The 18,806-nt window shown below is 39.4% G+C and carries 15 protein-coding genes and 1 pseudogene; 7 read left to right on the top strand and 9 right to left on the bottom strand.

Going from position 1 to position 18,806, the window contains the following annotated elements:
• Positions 1-252: 252 nt before the first annotated feature.
• The 5 genes and pseudogenes from mmrce1 (at position 253) to ASJ81_RS08640 (ending at position 5,676) form a co-directional block, all read left to right on the top strand.
• Positions 253-1,170, top strand: a complete 918-nt coding sequence (gene mmrce1 / locus ASJ81_RS08620; RefSeq protein WP_095644116.1) for an MmRce1 family CPBP family CAAX prenyl protease — start codon at positions 253-255, stop codon at positions 1,168-1,170.
• A complete protein-coding gene (locus tag ASJ81_RS08625) occupies positions 1,171-2,517 on the top strand; it encodes an MFS transporter (protein ID WP_095644117.1) in 1,347 nt (448 codons plus the stop codon).
• A gap of 977 nt (positions 2,518-3,494) precedes the next feature.
• Positions 3,495-3,929 (top strand): GNAT family N-acetyltransferase, encoded by a 435-nt coding sequence (locus tag ASJ81_RS08630; protein ID WP_095644118.1) that lies wholly within the window; start codon positions 3,495-3,497, stop codon positions 3,927-3,929.
• A 195-nt stretch (positions 3,930-4,124) separates the two neighbouring features.
• Positions 4,125-4,940 (top strand): annotated as a pseudogene (locus tag ASJ81_RS08635) (IS5 family transposase).
• Between the two features lie 106 nt (positions 4,941-5,046).
• Positions 5,047-5,676: a histidine phosphatase family protein gene (locus ASJ81_RS08640; protein WP_095644119.1), complete on the top strand. Its 630-nt coding sequence runs from the start codon at positions 5,047-5,049 to the stop codon at positions 5,674-5,676.
• 187 nt (positions 5,677-5,863) lie between these two features.
• Here the strand turns inward: ASJ81_RS08640 and ASJ81_RS08645 are convergent, their stop codons facing one another.
• The 8 genes from ASJ81_RS08645 to ASJ81_RS08675 form a co-directional block, all read right to left on the bottom strand.
• The gene (locus tag ASJ81_RS08645; protein ID WP_095644120.1) at positions 5,864-6,670 is read right to left on the bottom strand and encodes a GNAT family N-acetyltransferase; all 807 of its coding nucleotides are present in this window, start codon (positions 6,668-6,670) and stop codon (positions 5,864-5,866) included.
• The gene (locus ASJ81_RS22740; RefSeq protein WP_170943253.1) at positions 6,670-6,822 is read right to left on the bottom strand and encodes a hypothetical protein; all 153 of its coding nucleotides are present in this window, start codon (positions 6,820-6,822) and stop codon (positions 6,670-6,672) included. Before ASJ81_RS22740 ends, ASJ81_RS08645 begins: the two co-directional genes overlap by 1 nt.
• 393 nt (positions 6,823-7,215) lie before the next feature.
• On the bottom strand, positions 7,216-7,410 hold the full coding sequence (locus tag ASJ81_RS08650) for a hypothetical protein (RefSeq protein WP_338037431.1): 195 nt from the start codon (positions 7,408-7,410) through the stop codon (positions 7,216-7,218).
• Positions 7,411-7,862: 452 nt separating this feature from the next.
• Complete coding sequence (gene leuS / locus ASJ81_RS08655) at positions 7,863-10,763, bottom strand: leucine--tRNA ligase (protein WP_095644121.1); 2,901 nt, start codon at positions 10,761-10,763, stop codon at positions 7,863-7,865.
• Positions 10,764-10,826: 63 nt separating this feature from the next.
• On the bottom strand, positions 10,827-12,044 hold the full coding sequence (gene thrC, locus ASJ81_RS08660; protein WP_095644122.1) for a threonine synthase: 1,218 nt from the start codon (positions 12,042-12,044) through the stop codon (positions 10,827-10,829).
• A 603-nt stretch (positions 12,045-12,647) separates the two neighbouring features.
• Positions 12,648-12,968, bottom strand: coding sequence for a DUF1622 domain-containing protein (locus tag ASJ81_RS08665; RefSeq protein WP_245859967.1), 321 nt, complete (start codon positions 12,966-12,968; stop codon positions 12,648-12,650).
• 189 nt (positions 12,969-13,157) lie between these two features.
• Positions 13,158-13,505 (bottom strand): DUF1622 domain-containing protein, encoded by a 348-nt coding sequence (locus ASJ81_RS08670; protein WP_338037433.1) that lies wholly within the window; start codon positions 13,503-13,505, stop codon positions 13,158-13,160.
• Between the two features lie 332 nt (positions 13,506-13,837).
• Positions 13,838-16,684, bottom strand: coding sequence for a M1 family metallopeptidase (locus ASJ81_RS08675; RefSeq protein WP_095644124.1), 2,847 nt, complete (start codon positions 16,682-16,684; stop codon positions 13,838-13,840).
• A 145-nt stretch (positions 16,685-16,829) separates the two neighbouring features.
• Between ASJ81_RS08675 and ASJ81_RS08680 the strand changes: the two genes are divergently transcribed.
• Positions 16,830-17,243, top strand: a complete 414-nt coding sequence (locus ASJ81_RS08680; RefSeq protein WP_095644125.1) for a hypothetical protein — start codon at positions 16,830-16,832, stop codon at positions 17,241-17,243.
• 23 nt (positions 17,244-17,266) lie between these two features.
• On the opposite strand, the gene ASJ81_RS08685 is transcribed toward ASJ81_RS08680, so the two are convergent.
• Positions 17,267-17,512: a protease inhibitor I42 family protein gene (locus tag ASJ81_RS08685; RefSeq protein ID WP_338037435.1), complete on the bottom strand. Its 246-nt coding sequence runs from the start codon at positions 17,510-17,512 to the stop codon at positions 17,267-17,269.
• Between the two features lie 537 nt (positions 17,513-18,049).
• Between ASJ81_RS08685 and ASJ81_RS08690 the strand changes: the two genes are divergently transcribed.
• Positions 18,050-18,289, top strand: a complete 240-nt coding sequence (locus tag ASJ81_RS08690; protein ID WP_095644126.1) for a hypothetical protein — start codon at positions 18,050-18,052, stop codon at positions 18,287-18,289.
• Positions 18,290-18,806: the final 517 nt, after the last annotated feature.

Consider the following 18,806-nt stretch of genomic DNA (forward strand, 5'->3'; position numbering starts at 1 on the left):
CGATTCAGAGGATGTTTTTATTATGTTCAATCAGAGGCTGTTTTTTTACACTTTATCCTCATGTTTCAGAACACAATGTAATCACCATATAAAAAAATGTATATTTATTAACAATCTAATAAATGACTGGAGTATAACATAATTTTTTGCCAAAAATACTAAAAATTAAGAACAATCTGTTACTTTTAACCCTTAAATCCATGTTGAATTGAAAAATAAAATATGCCATGAAATTTAAATTTTGGAGGAACAATGATTCCTAAATACAGATACAAACCCTGGACCTATTTTGCTGCGACCTTTATTGCAACTTATGCTCTCTGGTTTGCAGGAGCATATCTAAGTTTTCAGGATGAAAAAAATGGACTTTATATGTTATTTATGTTTTTTGGATTGCTAGTACCTTTTCTACTCTCGTTTTTTGTGATCTTTACGTCAAAAAATTCGGGTTTAAAAAGAGATTTTATTAACCGACTTATCAACCTCAGGTTAATAAAGCCAAAAATGTTTCCAGTATTTTTTTTAGTAATGCCTCTGACTGTTCTCATATCTATTTTTATTTCGCTTCCGTTTGGAGGATCAGTTTCGCAGTTTCAACTTGCTGATGGTTTCTCTTTTTCGACAGGGTCCGTACCTACGTTGGTTTTTCTTATGCTTGCTGCATGTTTTGAAGAACTTGGATGGAGAGGGTATGCATTTGACAGTCTGCAGAGCCGTCACACCTACTTCATGGCATCAATAATTTTCAGTATACTATGGTCGCTCTGGCACTTTCCTCTGATATTTGTCAACCACTTCTATCAGTACGAAATTTATCACGAAAACATATTGTATGCGGTAAATTTTTTTGTCGGTATCATTCCTATGGGGGTATTTGTCAGCTGGATCTGCATTAAAAATGGAAAAAGTATTCCTGCAGCAATTCTCTTTCACTTTATTGTAAATATCTGCCAGGAGGCACTGACTGTGACTCAGACAACCAAATGCATTGAGACTCTGGTTATTACTTTAGTTGTCGCTATTATTATTGTATTAGACAAAGAAATGTTCTTTTCAAAAGTAAGTCCTGCTCCTGAAACTCAAAATCTTGTTTCTGAAACTCAAAATCCTGCTCCTGAAACTCAAAATCCTGTTTCTGAATCTCAAAATCCTGCTCACGAGGTTCACTAAATGACAGGCGAATCTGAAAAAATGACAACTGAACAAAAAAATCTTTACTCCAGATTCCTTTTTATCTGGTTTGGACAATTTATCTCAGTAATAGGTACCGGACTTACCATTTTCTCCTTAGGTGTATATGTATATCAGCAAACAAATACTACTTCTAGCTATGTTTTTATACTGATGTGCGTCTTTTTACCGCCCTTCATGCTAAAACCCTATGGAGGAATACTGGCAGACCGTCATGATAGACGTTTAATGATGATTTTAGGGGACTTAGGAGCTACTTTCGGACTTCTTTTCATATTTTTTATGATGCTAAAAGGAAACATCCAACTCTGGCAAATTTACCTTGGGATTGCAACAAGTTCTGTTTTTTCGGCTTTTCAGGAACCAGCCTATAAAGCTTTAATTACCGACCTCTTACCTGAAACTCAATATGCCAGAGCAAGTGGACTGGTGCAGCTAGCAAGTTCTGCCCAATATCTGATTTCTCCTTTTTTAGCCGGAATTTTGTTAACAATAATTGATATTGAGTTTATATTTTTAATCGATACCGTCACTCTCTTAATCTCCAGTTCTATTGTCATCTGGATAAAAAATATTTCAGGCAGGGCGAAAATAGACCAATCTAAACAAAACGTCATAGAGGACCTTAAAGAGGGAGTGAAAGAATTCTCAAAAAATAGAGGTGTAGTTAATCTGGTTATTGTTACCATGATCATATTGTTTTTTGTAGGACTGCTTCAGTCTCTTTTTATTCCACTGCTTCTGGGCTTAACAACAGTAAAGACAGTTGGGATCTCTCAATCAATATGTGCCTCAGGCATACTAATCGGAAGCCTGTTTATTGGAGTATTTGGCAGCAAGAACGGGTATGTAAAAATATTATCTATTTCTTTGTTCCTATCAGGCATATTCTTTGCAAATCTAGGGCTCTCAAAAAATGTAATATTCATTACTTTAGCAGGATTCATGTTTTTTGCCACTTTGCCTTTTATTAACACCTCTATTGAGGTCTTAATCAGAAAAAGTATTGACAATAGGAAACAGGGGCGTGTATGGTCTCTCATTTCCATGATTACCTATCTTGGCTCCATAATGGCTTTTGCAGTTGCAGGTTTCTTAGCAGATAAAGTTTTCAATCCTCTTTTGGAGGTGGACGGTTTACTGGTTAAAACAGCAGGTCTTATTGTCGGAATAGGAGAAAACAGGGGGATTGCCCTTATGTTTATAATCTCCGGACTAATGATCTCTATAATTGCTTTATTAATCTGGCAAAACGAGAAAATAAAAAGATTAGAATATGTTGAAAGTCAGGATTCGGACATAATCTTATCCTATCAACCGGGCTGATAAATTAACAGGCATTAACTTATTTATCGAGCTGATCCCAAAACTAAAAATTGCTTCTCTGAATCCTGTATTTCGAATGATCACTCAAGTTTCTGATCATGACAACAATCCTGAAAATTCTTGATGATTAAGAACTAAATGGCTTTTGGGATAGGCTCATCAATAAAAAAATTTATGAGAAATGCTTCCTGACTCAGTGAAAATTTTCCTGTCCATAGGAGTAATTTCACTCAAATTTCAGTAAGCTCTTCCGCCTGTCTACGCGGCAGACTTAAAGAAAGACACACTATAACAGATAAATGTTATACTCCCTATAACAGATAAATGTTATACTCCCTATAACAGATAAATGTTATACTGGCCCGAAAAACCTGTAATTTACTTCTAGGATATTATGAACAAATCCTGAGCAAATTTTATCCCTGGTAAGAGAAGATCGAAGAAGAATCTTTTTCATAGCAGTGTATAAATTCAAATGTCTTTTTCATAGCAGTGTATAAGTTCAAATATTTTGACAAAGATTTCTATAGAAAAGCAAAACTATGATAAAAATTTCAAAATACAGTGATGTTCAGGAGAGATCAGAGAAATGCTGTTTCTGGTAATAAGTAACCCTCACCCTCCCAGGCCATCAGAAGCGAGAGATTCGAGAATAAATTTTCGGTCCTGAATTGAAGATCTGATTTCAAAAAATAAAGTTATCTGTTTTTATCCCAGAGTGGGGGAGAGGGTCTGTAGTAGTATTCAATGCGAGTTCAAACGATGAGCTTCATGGGTTTATGACACAGTGGCTGGAAATAGTTCCGGCAAACTTTGAAATTTATCCGCTGGCAACTCTAGCCGAGGCTGAAGATGCTCTTAAAGGAAGTTGTATTGGTATCTCATAGTCAAACTGCCACTTTTTATGTATTTATGCATTGAAATTAGATTTATCGGAAAACAAAAGTTTTTGTGGTTGCAAAGTAGAGGATAGATAGATGACTGCTGAGATCTATGAAGTTGTATTGAATGATTTTGATGAGATTATCAAGCTTCTTAAGCAGCTTTGGCCCGACAAAACATTGGACTGCAATGCATTAATGAAAATCATTTCCATTGGCATTGGATCTAAGGATAGTATCTATCTATGTACTAAAGTTGATGATAAGGTAGTCGGGTTCTGTTCTTTGATAATTAGAGAAAGCCTCTGGCAGGAAGATCTTGTAGGACATATAAATGAATTGATAATCGACAAATCATTTAGACGCATGAATCTCGGCACTGAGTTATTAGACGCTGCTATTGCTGCTGCGAAGAAAAAAGGATGCAAACTAATAGAACTCGATTCGGCTTTTCACCGTGAAGATGCACATAAATTCTATGAAAATATCGGCTTCACAAAAAGGGCATATCTTTTTTCAAAAGAAATATAATCATGGAGTATAATATCCTGGAGTTTCCGGGCCTGACACTTAGAGCCTATCCGAAAAGTATTTGGATTACATTCCTAGTGTCATGAAAACTTAATTGTGGATCATCATTTTAAACCAAAACAATATCATCTGATGGTGTTCATCTAAATAATTTGTTCTTAATTTGGGTTTTCACGATACTAGTAATGTTTGGTATTGAGAACACGCAAAACGGGACACGACTACGAGATCTCTGATGAATTCTGGAATAAAATACAACCTTTATTACCACTGCCCAAACCTAAAAAGAAGGCTGGAAGACCTAGAGAAGATGATAGGAAAATTATGAACGGTATTCTCTACCTCCTTCGTACGGCTGCCAATGGAAAGCGTTGCCAAGATTTTATGGAGCACCAAGCACCGTACATGATAGATTTGAGGAGTGGCAAAAAGCTGGATTATTTGAGAATATGTGGCAAGCTGGTCTACTGGAGTACGATAATGAAAAAGGGTTAGAGTGGGAATGGCAAGCTATTGATGGAGCGATGACAAAAGCACCATTAGGTGGGGCTGGAACAGGAGCCAATCCCACTGATCGCGGCAAAAAAGGTACAAAAAGGAGTCTGTTAACTGATGGTAAAGGCATACCACTTTCAGTAACAGTGGATGGAGCAAATAGTCACTATAAAAAGCTTGTAAAAGGAACTCTTGATTCCAGAATTATTCAAAAACCTTCGCATAAAGTAGTTCAAAATATATGTATGGATAAGGGATATGATTTCCCTGATATAAGAGAACTGGTTGAGGATTATGGTTATACTGCTCACATCAGAAAACGTGGAGAAGAAAACATAAGAAAAAAAGAGATATCAGGTTACAGAGCAAGAAGGTGGGTAGTGGAAAGAACACATTTGGCTCAATAGATTCAGAAGGCTACTTATTAGATGGGAAAAGAAAATTGAAAATTACATGGCTATGCTGCATTTAGCATGTACATGGATAACTTTCAAAGCAGCAGGACTTTTCGGATAGGCTCTAAGCAATATAATTAAGGAATCATGATAAAGCCGAACTGGTTAAGGAAATATTGTCAAAGGATACTTAACAATTCCTGGAAAGCCGAGCAAGGAGATGTAAAATGAAAAATATTATTACTATTCAGCACACGCAATCTGTCCATCATACGAATGGGATGATAGGCGCCTGGACTGATTGGGAGTTAACTGAGCTGGGAAAGCAACAGGCATTCAACATCGGTAAAGCCTTGAGAAAAGAAATAACAAATAAACGTTATGTTATGTATGCATCTGACTTGTTGCGAGCCAAGCAAACTGCAGATATTATAGCTTGCTTATTGGAAATTGTACCAATTTATAAGAGGGAACTTCGAGAAATTAACTTAGGAAGCGCCACTGGGAAATCGGTTAAATGGTTACATAAGAATCAAATTAAGCAGGATATGTATACATCGTCACTGGACTATAAATGTCTACCAGATGCGGAATCAAAACGAGATTTATATCGCCGATTGCTTCCTTTTTTACATGAAGTACAAAATTCTCAGGAAGAAAACATTATAATAGTTTCACACGGCGGCACATTAAGCATGCTATTTTACATATGGCATAGTCACGACATCAATAATTTGGACCACACGGAATTTCAGGGCATCTCAGGAGGAGTTTCAGTTTTAAATGAAAATGATAAAGGAGTAAGAATTATACGAAAGTTAAATGATTTATCCTACATATCTAACACCGTCAGATAAGTACAGAAAATTTGGATAAGTATCCAATTTCAATAACACGGCTGTCGTTTTTGATGTATTCGCCGAGAAGCTTTTTGGTGTAATGAGACTCTAAACCACTTGCTCTCGACTGTATAACTCTAATGTCTCCTTGCCGTTCGCATATTTTTCGTGGACTCTATCTTGATTAGTTGCCATGCTGTTCACTCTATTCTAATCTTATTTCATCAACTCTGCCACGGGGGACAAAACCAACGTTTGTGTATGCTTTGTTTGATGACGGATTGGAAAGGTCGGCATATAAGATCGGGATTTTTCCTTCCGCAATTATCAGTTTACAGATATGTGCGACTATAGCTCCGGCAAAGCCACAGCATCTGTGTTCCGGCAATGTGTAGACTTCATTAATCGCAACATGCTTTTCTGTTTTCCTTGCGATTTTTGCCATTGCGACTGGCTTTCCGTTTTGTCGGATAACAAAGGATTGCAGAGTTTTGATTATATTTTCCGCTTCTTTCATACTGTCTTCCCGAGACATTTCACGGCCAAAACACTCGCGCGCATAACAGCGGGACAACTCCGCAATAGTTTCAAGATCGTCGAGCATAGCTCTTTCGACAATGACAGAATTATTTTTTGGAGGTATAATTTCAGGGCACTCAAAGCTTTGCATTTGTATGCGGTGAAGGGTGGCATTCTTTTCCTTAATGAATATTTCAGCAATGGCAGAAGCAACATCGGGCTTTGCGACATAATATGCCATATTACCGATATTGAAGTTTTCATAAAAACATTCGCATAGTTCTCTGAGTTCTGGTTTGCCTATATTTTCTGCCGTCCATATCCATGTCGGTACCGTGGGAAAAAGTACACTGCAAATGATATAGCTTTTCTCATTGCTTAAAAGCAACTTTGCGGATGATTTTAGGACTTCAATTAGACTAAATGGAACGATATCTTTTTGATATGCTTCACTCTTAAAGATCGGATGGGTGTAATCAATTTTGGCTGACATTATATTTTCCTCCTGTATCGTATAGCCACGAGCTGTTTTCCGTAGTTAGTTTCTTCTCTTGCTCCGTCAAATGCAAAGCCGCAATTTTCATAAAAAGGTCTTGCCGACGTATTTTCCTCAAGCACATGCAATACAATCGCTTTTTTACTCATTGAGAGCATAAGACAGAGCGAAATCTATTGCTTGTGTACCAAAATCCTGATGGTGATAATCGGGTGTGAATATAAACCGTGCAGTTCATAGAAGTTGTCATCCAAGTCATTATCTCGCAGCGGCACGACGGTCATTATGCCGACGGTTTTGCCGTCAAGTTTAAGCGCATAATGCCGGTGCAGGCACCTCCCGCAATGCCTAGAACCTTATTCAGAATCAAAAATAGTTATTTCTCAAAAGGTGGCTCAATAGAGCCGATATACATTTTGAAATGGTACTAATCCTTCAATAATATACTTACTGGTTAGTTTTAATTCAATTTTTTAGTTAAAAGTATCAGTTAATTAAACTGTATCAGTTAATTAAACTGTATCAGTTTGTTAAATTGTATTTTAATTTCCTAAACCAAATATATTTATTATACCTATAGCCGCCAGGTCCACTGCAATAGCCCCAAGCAAAAGGCCCATTGACCTTGTAAAGACCAGCATTCCGTTATACCCTCTAAATTTGTGAATCCTTGGTGAGAGGGGGAGATAAAAAGACTTAAATTTCTTAATGGTGCCTGTTTTATTCTTTTTAGGCACTTACTCTAATTTTCAGACCATTCTTTTTGTTTTTTATGATCTCTATCAGGCCACAACAACTTAAATCAAGGTCCTAATCGAGGTCTTAACAGAAAAACATAAACTCTAAATTTTTGTGTGATCCTTAAACGGGAAATTTCTATTTGATCTAGGTCAAAACTTAAACATTTAATTTTCTTGTTTGAATCAGCGTCGTCACTGGAAGTTCTTCAAAACTCTCTGAAAACCATTTCCTAGTCAGGAGTTTTATTTAGCTTGGTTAAAAAGCATCAAAACCTGTTAAAAAACCTATTGAATTATTATTTCTCTTTTAGATTAGAAAAGGAAATTAAAGGATTATCATAAATAAAAACATATGAGTTTATGATACCAAAAACGGCAAGAAATATAAAAAAGATCAAGAAGCCTTTGTGGCTTCTTTCAATCTCTATAATTCTTCATTTACTCTTCTTTTAATCTTCTTTCTTTTCTTCAATATAAATAGCGGGCCTGAGAGGTTCGGCAAACCTTGACTTCTTTCCAGGGTCAAAGGCAGGAGAATCGGCACTGTGGACTTCAACAAGGCAGACAATCTCTTTTTCCAGGAACGAAATTGACTCTTTCAAGAGAGTCTGTTCATCAATGTTAGGACCTGTAAGGATTTCATACCTGTCTGCGCTCCCGCTTTTGAACTCCTGAACGATTTTCTGTACAAACTTCGGGATTTCCTTGCCGAAACGCTTGAGGTCAGGGTTTGCCATTAGCTTTTTAATAAGAGTGCCTACTTCGAGCGAACATTCAAGCTGCATCTCGCAGGCGCACCTTATTGCTTCGGCTTTCCAGGCAGGTGCTGTGTAGAGGTGAACCTTCTGTGGGGTCATCTTTGTTACCCTTATGATTTCCTCAACGTCTTCCAGGGTTCCCTTTATCATTTCTTCGGCAAGCTCAGCACCGTCATCTATCAGATCTTCGTTATAGAGTGGGTACTGGGCAAGGGAGATAGGGTCCTTATGCCCCATTGCTTCCCAGATTTCCTCACAGAGGTGCGGGGTAAAAGGAGACATAAGCCTGACCCAGTTGTCCAGCACATAGTAGAGCAGGGTCTTTCCTCCCCGTCTCTGGTACCATTTGACATCATTTTGCAGCAGGAAGAACGAGTTCTGGATTGCTTCCCTTGTCTGGATGGAGTAGAGGGCTGCATTCGTATCTCGGATATAGTTCTGCATCCTCGAAAGTATCCAGCGGTCGATTTGCTTTAGCTCAGTGCTAAGGTCCGCACGTTTTCCGCTCTCAATAACACTATTTGCAAAAGAATAGAACCTGTCTACCTGCCTTCTGGCAGATTCGATTCCTGTCCTCTGCCAGTCTGCATCCTGCGTCTGTTCGGCTGTGGAAAGGATATACATTCTTGTTATATCCGCACCATATTTGCTGACTGCGCTTTCCATTGTCAGGATCGGGCCTTTGGACTTGCTCATTTTCTGCCCTTCAAGGGAAACGAAACCGTTTACTGCAAGAGCTTTAGGCCACTTTTCCTCTTCAAAGAGGGCTACGTGGTGGAACAGGAAAAAGAGCAGATGGTTTGGGACAAGGTCTTTGCCTGAAGAGCGAAGGTCAACCGGATACCAGTAATTGAAATGCCTGCGGATCTCTTCAAGAAGCTCCGGACTGAGGCCAGTATCCGCACTGGCTGCTGCCAGATCGCTCTTTCCAAGCAGGATATAGTCAAAGAATGATAGAGTGAGATTTTCGATCTTCAGTTCACCGTTTTCGATAAACCTGGCAATGACATAATAACTCATATAAATTGTCGAATCCCCTAGAGATTCAATCAACCATTCCTTATCAAATGGAAGGCGGGTTCCAAGGCCTTTCCTGCGAGCGCAGGCTTTATCCTTAAGCCAGTCAACCTTGTTTTCAAACTCGACCCTGTACTCTTCGGGAATAACTCGCATCTGATCCAGGCATTTATAGACCTTTGCTTTCCATTCGGGATTTGAATAGTTAAGGAACCACTGGCCTTTGACCATGTTTACGACACAGGGAGTACCGCAGCGGCAAACAACAGGTTCGCTGAATTCATAAAAGGTCTCACCGGCATTTGAGCTAACGAAGTCTCTGGTAAGGATATCCTTGATTTTAGAGACAGCCTGTCCTTCGTATTTTCCTGTAAGCTCCTTAAGGACTCCACCGTGGAACTCCCTTCTGTATACAATCTTTGTAGCTTCCTCAGCTTTCGGGTCTTTCTGGCTTGTAATTCCCATGCTTTCAACGATTTCCTTTGCAGGGAATTCCCCGAATTCATGCACCTTGATAAGGGAAATCAGCTTAATGTTCCTGAGGTCTTCGGTTATTCCGTACTCGCTCAGGTCGGCATCGTAAAGGTCGCGAAGAGCCAGGTAGTCAAAAGGTGCATGGGCAGGCACGCTCATTACTATTCCGCTCCCGTTTTCAGGTCTGACAAAAGATGCAGGGAGGGAAATTATTTTGTCACCCGTAACCGGGTTTGTGAGTTTTATTCCTATTATGGATTTTGCAGGTACGTCTTCAACATACTCGACTGTCCGGTCCGTAAAAGTCAGTTTTCGGAAAGCTTCTTTGCTGACAACCCAGAACTCTTCATTTTCGCCCTGCGTGACCTTTGCTTTTACATAGGTTACGTCAGGATTAACCCATAGATTAGTCACTCCGTACGTCGTTTCCGGCCTGAGGGTTGCACAGGGCAGAACCAGGTCTTTATACCGAAACTTGATCAGAGTATATTCGACAATGGTAGCTTCTTCCCCATGGAGGATATCGTGGTCTTCCACGGGGTTATTGTCGTTCGGGCACCATTTTACCGGATGGGAGCCTTTTACAATCAGGCCCTTTTCTTCAAGCCGGATATACTGCCATTCTATAAATTTCTTATATGTTGGGTCAGTCGTTGTAAACTTGCGTCTCCAGTCAATGGAATATCCGATATTACGCATTGCTTTCTCGGATTCGCGTTTGAAATAATCAACAATTTTTTCAGGGGTATTGAGCGTCGGCAGGATATCTCCTGGAATTCCATGGAGGCGTTCATAGACGTCCATGGTCTGAGGGTCCCGATTTGCAATCAGTTCAGCAAGCCCCACAATGGGTGTACCTGTCACATGAAAGCCCATAGGGTACAGCACGTTATACCCGAGCATTCTTTTATGCCTTGCAACAACATCCCCTATTGTAAAAGTCCGGGTATGTCCCGCGTGCAGGTTCCCATTCAGGTAGGGGTAGGGGATGGTTATGAAAAATTTTTCTCGTTTATCGGGCTCGGCCTGAAAAATGTGGCTTTCATTCCACTTTTTTTGCCATTTCTTTTCGATCTCGTGAGGCTTATAATCCTGCTCCATTCGTGTTCACACCCATCGATTATTTTTCTACTATTATTCCTATTGTTATCAATTTTTCAAGTTTTATTTCATTTTTCCGAAGATAGCTTCCCGGATGGCTTCTATACTAGCATCCACAACAATAGGCTCTTCGCAGACGTCAATTACGGTCTGCGGGTCTTTAAGCAGGTGCCCTGTAGTAATACATACAACGGTCTCGTCTCTGCTTATAACACCCATATCAATAAGTTTCTTAAGCCCTGCAACTGAAGCCGCACTTGCAGGTTCGACACCTATTCCTTCAAGCCTTGCAAGGTCTTTCTGAGCTGCAAGGATCTCTTCGTCAGTAACGGATTCTGCAGTCCCTCCTGATTCCCGGATAGCAGCAAGGGCTTTTTTGGCGTTAACAGGATTTCCGATCCTGATTGCTGTTGCAACGGTTTCGGGTTTTTCCTCAGGAGTTATTTCAGGAGCCTCGCTCTTTATGGCTTTTACAATGGGGCAGGAGCCTGCAGCCTGGATTCCGGTCATCTTCGGGAGTGAGTCCGTTATGCCAAGCTTCTTAAATTCCCTGAAGCCCTTCCAAATAGCTGTAATGTTTCCTGCGTTTCCTACGGGCAGGACGATTCTGTCAGGTACTTTGAAGCCTAGCTGATCTGCAATCTCAAAACCGATAGTTTTCTGACCTTCCAGCCTGTAGGGGTTGATTGAGTTTAAGAGATAGATCTTCTCCTGGGAACAGAGGGTGCGCACAAGGGCAAGCGCGTCGTCAAAATTTCCACGAATGCTGAGGACCTTTGCTCCATGCATAAGGGCCTGGGCTACTTTTCCAAGAGCAACTTTTCCTGCAGGCAAAAGTACGATGACAGGAATCCCGGCTTTTGCCCCATAGATTGCAAGGGCTGCTGAGGTATTTCCCGTAGATGCGCAGGCAACGGTGCTCATGCCCAGTTCAAGAGCTTTTGTAACTCCTACGGTCATTCCCCTGTCTTTAAAAGAGCCTGTAGGGTTCATGCCTTCGTGTTTCACATAAAGCTTTTTAATTCCGATTTTCTCAGCCAGGCGGTCGCATTTATAAAGTGGAGTTCCGCCTTCCCTGATAGTTACAGGCTCTCTTTCTATAGGAAGAAGTTTTGCGTACTTCCAGACCGAAGGGCATTCAGTCTTCAATTTTTCCATGTCTATTTTAATTGAGGAATAGTCATAAATAACGTCAAGCAGTCCATCACATTTGCTGCATGTGTAAATTACTTCATCTTTTGAATACTCTGCACCGCATTCGATACATTTGAGATGATACATTAAATTTCTCCTATTTCTGATATTTTGGATTCCAGGTTTTACTCATACCTGAGTAGTGTTAGATAGCCCGAGTTTAGGCAGCATAATCTGGATTTTGGACTAGTACAATATTAGAGTTTAATAATATTTTGTATCCTTAACACTTTACTTACTTTTAAATTCTACTGTTTTCGAGTTTGTTATTTTTCCAGTAAATTTATTATATTTCCAGTAAGTTTGATATCGTTTCCAGATAGTAACCTTTTGGCAATAACTCTGAGAACTCAAATTTAAAATAAGATTATAAAATTAATATATCTAAACACGATATTTCGGTATCCATAACCTAAAATTCTGATTAGGAAAGAAATTTATTTTTTCCAGGTAAGCACTTTAAACTTGCCTGCCTGTAATTAAACAATACTCTACTAGAAAGATATGAAATATCGCCTGCAATCTTATACTCGTATATGAAATATCTTTATTCTTTCTTTTTCATCAGCATTCTCCGTAAAATGGAGAAGATATAAAACGGAGACGATGATACTTATCGCAGGTTAACTTATTAATATAATCTTCTAAATAATATTCTGAAAAGTCAATAATTGCATATTCTAGTTTTCTTCAGTCAAACTGGTATTCTTTTACCTCTTTACTGAGGAAGTAACCAAGAACTGTCCTGATCAGTACAACCGTACCCAGCACTGTAAGATCCTGTATAGCCGGATTTCTCAGGGTTCCAAGAATAGCAACTACGATATAAAATTCAAGTCCGAAGAGTATTCTATTTGTAAGTTCCTTCCTTATTGTTTCGAGGTTCTGAGACTTTTTTAATGTTTCAGAGAATAAAATCTGAATTGTTGCCCTTAATCCTCCATAGATAATAATAGTTGTCCCTATTGCTTCGAAAATCCATTCAAAATAGAGCAGGAAATTGTTAAACAATCCAGATAACAACCTTTTATCACTCTCCAGAAAGTAAATACTGGAATTAATTTACTGGAATTAACTTACCGGAATTAATTTACTGGAATTAGCTTACTGGAATTAGCTTACTGGAATTAGCTTACTGGAATTAGCTTGCTGGAATTAGCTTGCTGGAATTAGCTTACTGGAGTTTGCTTAAACTTGTAGTCAACTTTCAGTCAAATTAATATCTTTAACTTCTTTACTCAGGAAGTAGCCAAGAACTGTCCTGATTACTACGATAGCTCCGACAAGTAACAGATCATCTGCTGTAGGGTTTCTTACAGTTACGATTATATCACCAACTATTAACAGTTCAAGAGTGAAGAGTATTTTGTTTGTAAACTCTTTCCTTATTTGTTCATATTTGTAGGGTTTTTTGAAGGCTTCCAGAAGTAGAATTTTAGTTGCAGCCTTTAATCCTGCGTATACTACAAGAAGTGCACTCACAAGCTCGAAGAATCTAACAAAAATCTCCAGGATCACACTTGTAAATTCAAGTACCATTCTTACCATTCCAAAAGTACCTGCTTTAGAATAAAATCAATCTCAAAAATTAGGGTTTTTATTTACATAGAAAAAGTTTTAAAAGCTTCGTCCGAACCTTTTATTTTATTCTTTATGTATTCTTTATATATTCTTTATTTAATATATATTCTTTACTTAATATATATTCTTTACTTAATATATATTCTTTACTTAATATATCTTTTATCCCGAAGATATATCGCTCAAAAAAGTCTTATTTCTGTCAAACTAAAAGTTCAATAAAAAATATTTATTCCGGCGATAGAACACCGGAGTGAAAAAGTCAAAGTATTAGTTTACTTTTTACCAGCATTTCCCGATTATAGTCCCTGAATCTCTCCGTGCGCCAGGACGTAGGTTTTGACAGCATTAGGAGCTCCCAGCAGGAGTTTTCGAATCCTGTTATAAACACTCGGGTATTTTTGGGCGTTAAGTTCTCCGAGAAGGTCTGCCATGATCTTTACCAGGGGGATATGATAATTTGATTCCATCTGGTCTATGTTTGCAAAGGCATTGAGCATATTGACCGTGCTGTACTCATTCACAGGAGCTAGCTTTCTCAGGATTTCTGCAAAAAGCGCCCTGCCTTCTTCGGTCTGAAGTGATTTTTTCCTGTTGCGGGCAAAGCTTCCATAAAGGGCACGCTGATCATTTGTCTGCTCGATCCTGAAAGCGTCTGACCTTTCCATTTCTCTGACAAGTTCCACTGCGTCAACGCTACTGTTGCTTCCTATTACGGAAAGGAAAGCTTCCCAGGAAACGAGATTTTTCTTTGACTCCGCTTCAAAGGCCCTCAGAACTTCAATTTTGTCGGGCGCCGAGCTGTTGAGGTATGCGGCAAATGCGCTCAGTCGGTCAGTTGCACAGGTTGCAGTCTCAAACTGTTGTTTTATCATTGTATGAATCTCGGCAGTATCAAGGGTTGCAAGGATGCCAAGACAGACGTTTTTGGCCTGCCGGTTCTTGATTACCCTTGCCGTCTCCTCAAGAGTTGAGTCCCTGGGAATCGAGGCTTCTTCAAAGAAACGGTAGGTGGAAATTACGGAATTTACATATTTCCTGGCAACAGCTTTCAGGAGTTTCTGTCTTACCTCATAAAGCTCCTGGTACCTGTGGGCAAACTCTTCATCCTCAACGGACTCAAAAATGGTCAGGAATTGCCCTCCTGCCTTTTCAAGAAGCTGCCGGTCATTGAGAAGCCTGTAGTAAAGTTCTATGAAGCTTTCAGAGGGCTTGGATTCGGGGTTTTTAAGGAGCTTTAATTTTTCCCTGTCAACAAGGGTATAGAAAGCCGTAAACCTGCCTATGATATCTCTGTCCTTCCTTACTTGCATCATGAGCTCGTCATGGCTTGCTTTGTATACAAGCTTCCCATAGAAAGAATAACCTCTATTAAGGGATAGGAAGGCTGGCATATCTACGTTTTCGATTACAATCTCTGAGGTTTCCCCGCTAACCCTTTCCATTATTTCTACAAGGTCGCTTCCATTTTCGTCAACAAGAGCTGCCCTGAACGGGAATTCCCAGGGTTTTCCGCCCTCTGGGAATTTTTGTTTGAGGAAGAATGTGACCTTCCTGGCATCCCGGTCATATTCGGCTGAAACCTCAACTACAGGGAACTTTGTCTGCCTCAACCAGGTTTCGGACATCTCCTTTACGGGCTGCCCGCTTTCTTCTTCCATGGCTTCCATCCAGTCCTGAGTGGCTGCATTGGAATGTTTGAACCTTTTGAAATACCTGTCCAGGCCCCTGACAAAAGTGTCCTTCCCTATAAGAGCCTCGACCATGCGCACGTATTCCGGGGCTTTTACATAGGTGACTGCAGTAATCAGATCATTTGGGTCGTTGAAGCCCTCAGGAATTATCGGCATGGAAGCTGCACCAGAGTCCAGGGCAAAAGTTCCCGAAGCCGGAGCAAGCAGTTCAAGCACTCTGCCCAGTCTGTTATAGTCCTCGCCAAAGAAAAAAGCGTGATGCTGTTCTTCGACATGAACGGTCACGGCTTCGTTCAGCCAGATTTCAAACGGGCTTCTTCCTGTGACTTCGGACCCGTTCTGGTTATGGTGATATTCGTGCGCCTTTACCCGAATCATATATTCATAAGCCGGATCCGTCATCTGCGGGAAAGGCATTATGCGGTTTGTGGTAATCGTAGTGTTCCCGACATTTTCCATGCCTCCGAAATCCGAATTCTGCATGCCGATTTCCCTGTAGACGGTACCTGTATATCTGTACCCGGGATTGATGGTTTTGTTAAGCCTGGCAAGCCTGTCCCTCACCTTTGTAATATCTTCTTCCAGCGTGGAGTCGTGCTTTACTTCAAGTTTCATCTTCTCTCGCATGCGGACAAGGTCCCAGAGCTCTCTCCTAACAGATAGCTTATCCTCATCGAATTGCTCTGGCCCTGTGAATAGGTAAACCCACATAACCGCATCGTGAAGGAGATCCAATGCTTTTTCGGCTGGGGCTGCATCAGATGCTGGCGGCACGAGCAGTTCCAGCATGAAAGTGCCTCCGTCAGGATACTCAAATTCCCTTTTAAAGGTCGAGTAAGTCCCAACCCCCAGGAAAAAGAGATAGGTCGCCATCGGCGTGACCGAGTTATCATATACGATTTTGTCCCGCCCGGGTTTTACCGTATGCCTCTCAACCACAACATCTCCATTCGTAATGAGATTCGTATACCTCGAATCCGCAATTATGGTAGTCTTGTAAGTGCATTTTGCAGCCATATCGTCAATGCAAGGCACGATCCTCTGGAACCCCCACTGCTGGCACTGTGTGATCTGCTGCGGAGGAGCTCCTGCCGGTGTTTCGTCATAGTAAAGCCCTTCAAGGATATTTTTAGTCGGCCTGCAAACCGTATCCGTAACTACTGCAACCTCGGTATGCGGTGGAATTTCTTCCCTGAAATTAATCTCAAGAATCGCATCATCCTTCCGGTATCTGTAAGAAACCTCGTACTGTATGCAGCTCACAGCCCGTATCTCAAGGTCCCTACAGTTTAATTCCAGTTTCTCAATTGGGGCATCCTTTGTCCTTACCCTGAGAATGGATTTCACATTCGTTCTGTCATCATAAACATCAAATACCAGATGCATATGCAAAACGTCAACAGTAAGTTCCCCAAAGTCTTCAGGGTAATATTTGCAAAGTCTACATTTCATAAAAATGTCACCGAATAAAATTATAAGAGTTATATTCTAGGATACAAAAGGAAGGTATGAGATTTAAAGGTGTAGTTCTTATAACTCCCTCACAATCAAAATGTATAAAAATTCTAACTGCATATAACGCAGCATGAGTTTTAACTTGATTTTAAACAAAGAGTATACAAAAGAAGAGATTGAATATGCATTTGATACTCGCTTTGGTTATGGAATAAAAGGAATTAACTTGAGAAAATTCACAGATGGTAAGCCATATATTATTTTGTTCTCAAAGCAGTTTGGTCCTTACACAGATGAATTTAGTAAGAACATATTTTCCTATGATGGGGAAGGAATAAATAAAAATCAAAAATTAACAGCTGCAAATAAAGCTCTTGTAGACTCGCAAAAGGATGGAAGAAGTATATATGGATTTAGACAAGATCGTGAAAAAGGAGTGTGGAAGTATGTTGGATTACTCAAGGTGATCAATTGGAAGTATACTCCTAAAAATGGATTTAATACTTATGTTTTCAAACTAAAAAAAGTTAATCTTCAAACAATTAATACTATTTAGTTATTTATGACTAATTTTTGATATTATTTTTCGTTAGTGGTTTCAATTACCCATAAATGAGTTCCTGGGACACCTGTAAGGTGTTCGGGGTTTAAGCCTTCGATATACTCGTCATCGAGGATACTGAGCCCGTTGCTCAGGTTAAGTTCCCATAAATAGACTGCTGATGGGTCTTCTCTAAGACTGACAGTAAAATTCTCTCCTTTTTTCAGGCTTATGTTTTTTTCGCTGTCAGTTTCGGTTATTACCTGGCCTTTCTTATTTTGTATTGAGTTATAGGCTCAGACCTATTTATGCAAAATCAGATTTCGAAAAAGCTGGAGGTTATAATGACTTTTTCAATTGGTATGCAGCAAAAAGGGGGCTTGACACCTTGAATAAGAAATTGAAAATTATTTCAATTGATGTCTGAATCTCAAAGTTTCATAATTTAAAATCAGTATCATGATCAGTAATTCCCTATCCTGCTTCGCAAGTTATATATACTATCCCCAATAAATAAGGGTACTGTACAAAAGTCTCTAATTCGGAGCGTGTTTTTTCAGATAATGTTGCACCAGAAGATCAATGTAAAACTGAACCTTCAGATGCATCTGTTGAAGTTTTCAGCTTTTTGTCTCATTTTTAGGACTCCATAAGAGCTAGTATGCATGCTTTTGTGGAGAACACTATTTAATTTTTGAGCTGGTTGAAAGCTGCCGACAATAAGACCTTATTGACTAAAACACAAAAAGAATTATGACAAAACAAAAACGAGCTAAATAAAGAGCACACTTAGTACCTTTATTTGCGAGGCTTGAAACAAAATGTCAGAAGAATCAGATGATCCAGACAGTAGTGATAGTAGCAGTCGTCAAAAGATGTTCACAGTAACCGGAGTGGTTCTGTGCGCTATACAGCTTGCGTTCTTCGTAGGCATGATTTTAAAATTTATCGAGACGGATTTCCCCGGTGGTTTTACATTCATGCTGCTTGCTTACTCTTCAGCATTCGTTTACAGGAATCTGGAGAATTCCGGGAAAATTCCCAGTATAGTCGAGAACTGATGACTGTGTGGCTTCGCTCTGAAAACCACACTCTATAGTAACTATCTGTTTTGAATTTTTTCCTTTTTCCTATTTTTTATCTTTTCCTTTTTACCGTTTATCTTTTACCTTTCACTTTTTATTTTAGCTTTTAATCTTTTACCCTTCAACTGTTACATCTTGCCATTGTTTGTTATTTTTTGTGTTTTTCGACAATGTATTAAAAGTTCTGTAAATTCGTTCTGCATATAATACATAGGTTTTTAGGCAAAATCTAAACATGACTTCGATTTCTAGCCGGATTTTTCAGATAAAAACTCTCTAAGGATATATTATATTCAGGTTTAAATAAAATTTGAATTACGAACATTCTCTATAAAGGTTCATATTTTAGATATTTTTGAGTTTTTGACAGGAAAAACTGGTAATTTCCTGCTAAAATACCAACGTTCTATGAAAATGTTCGTATTAGGTAAGTGCACAAAATCTGTGTATAAGTAAACAGAGAATTTACAGAAAAATCGGTACACTACCTTTT

Origin of the sequence: Methanosarcina spelaei (assembly GCF_002287235.1) — an archaeon.
GTDB lineage: Archaea > Halobacteriota > Methanosarcinia > Methanosarcinales > Methanosarcinaceae > Methanosarcina > Methanosarcina spelaei.

Excerpts from the sequence above, each read along its gene's own strand:
- mmrce1 (WP_095644116.1), top strand. The coding sequence starts at position 253 with ATGATTCCTAAATACAGATACAAACCCTGGACCTATTTTGCTGCGACC.
- ASJ81_RS08625 (WP_095644117.1), top strand. The coding sequence starts at position 1,171 with ATGACAGGCGAATCTGAAAAAATGACAACTGAACAAAAAAATCTTTAC.
- ASJ81_RS08630 (WP_095644118.1), top strand. The coding sequence starts at position 3,495 with ATGACTGCTGAGATCTATGAAGTTGTATTGAATGATTTTGATGAGATT.
- ASJ81_RS08640 (WP_095644119.1), top strand. The coding sequence starts at position 5,047 with ATGAAAAATATTATTACTATTCAGCACACGCAATCTGTCCATCATACG.
- ASJ81_RS08645 (WP_095644120.1), bottom strand. The coding sequence starts at position 6,670 with ATGTCAGCCAAAATTGATTACACCCATCCGATCTTTAAGAGTGAAGCA.
- ASJ81_RS22740 (WP_170943253.1), bottom strand. The coding sequence starts at position 6,822 with ATGAGTAAAAAAGCGATTGTATTGCATGTGCTTGAGGAAAATACGTCG.
- leuS (WP_095644121.1), bottom strand. The coding sequence starts at position 10,763 with ATGGAGCAGGATTATAAGCCTCACGAGATCGAAAAGAAATGGCAAAAA.
- thrC (WP_095644122.1), bottom strand. The coding sequence starts at position 12,044 with ATGTATCATCTCAAATGTATCGAATGCGGTGCAGAGTATTCAAAAGAT.
- ASJ81_RS08670 (WP_338037433.1), bottom strand. The coding sequence starts at position 13,505 with ATGGTAAGAATGGTACTTGAATTTACAAGTGTGATCCTGGAGATTTTT.
- ASJ81_RS08675 (WP_095644124.1), bottom strand. The coding sequence starts at position 16,684 with ATGAAATGTAGACTTTGCAAATATTACCCTGAAGACTTTGGGGAACTT.
- ASJ81_RS08690 (WP_095644126.1), top strand. The coding sequence starts at position 18,050 with ATGTCAGAAGAATCAGATGATCCAGACAGTAGTGATAGTAGCAGTCGT.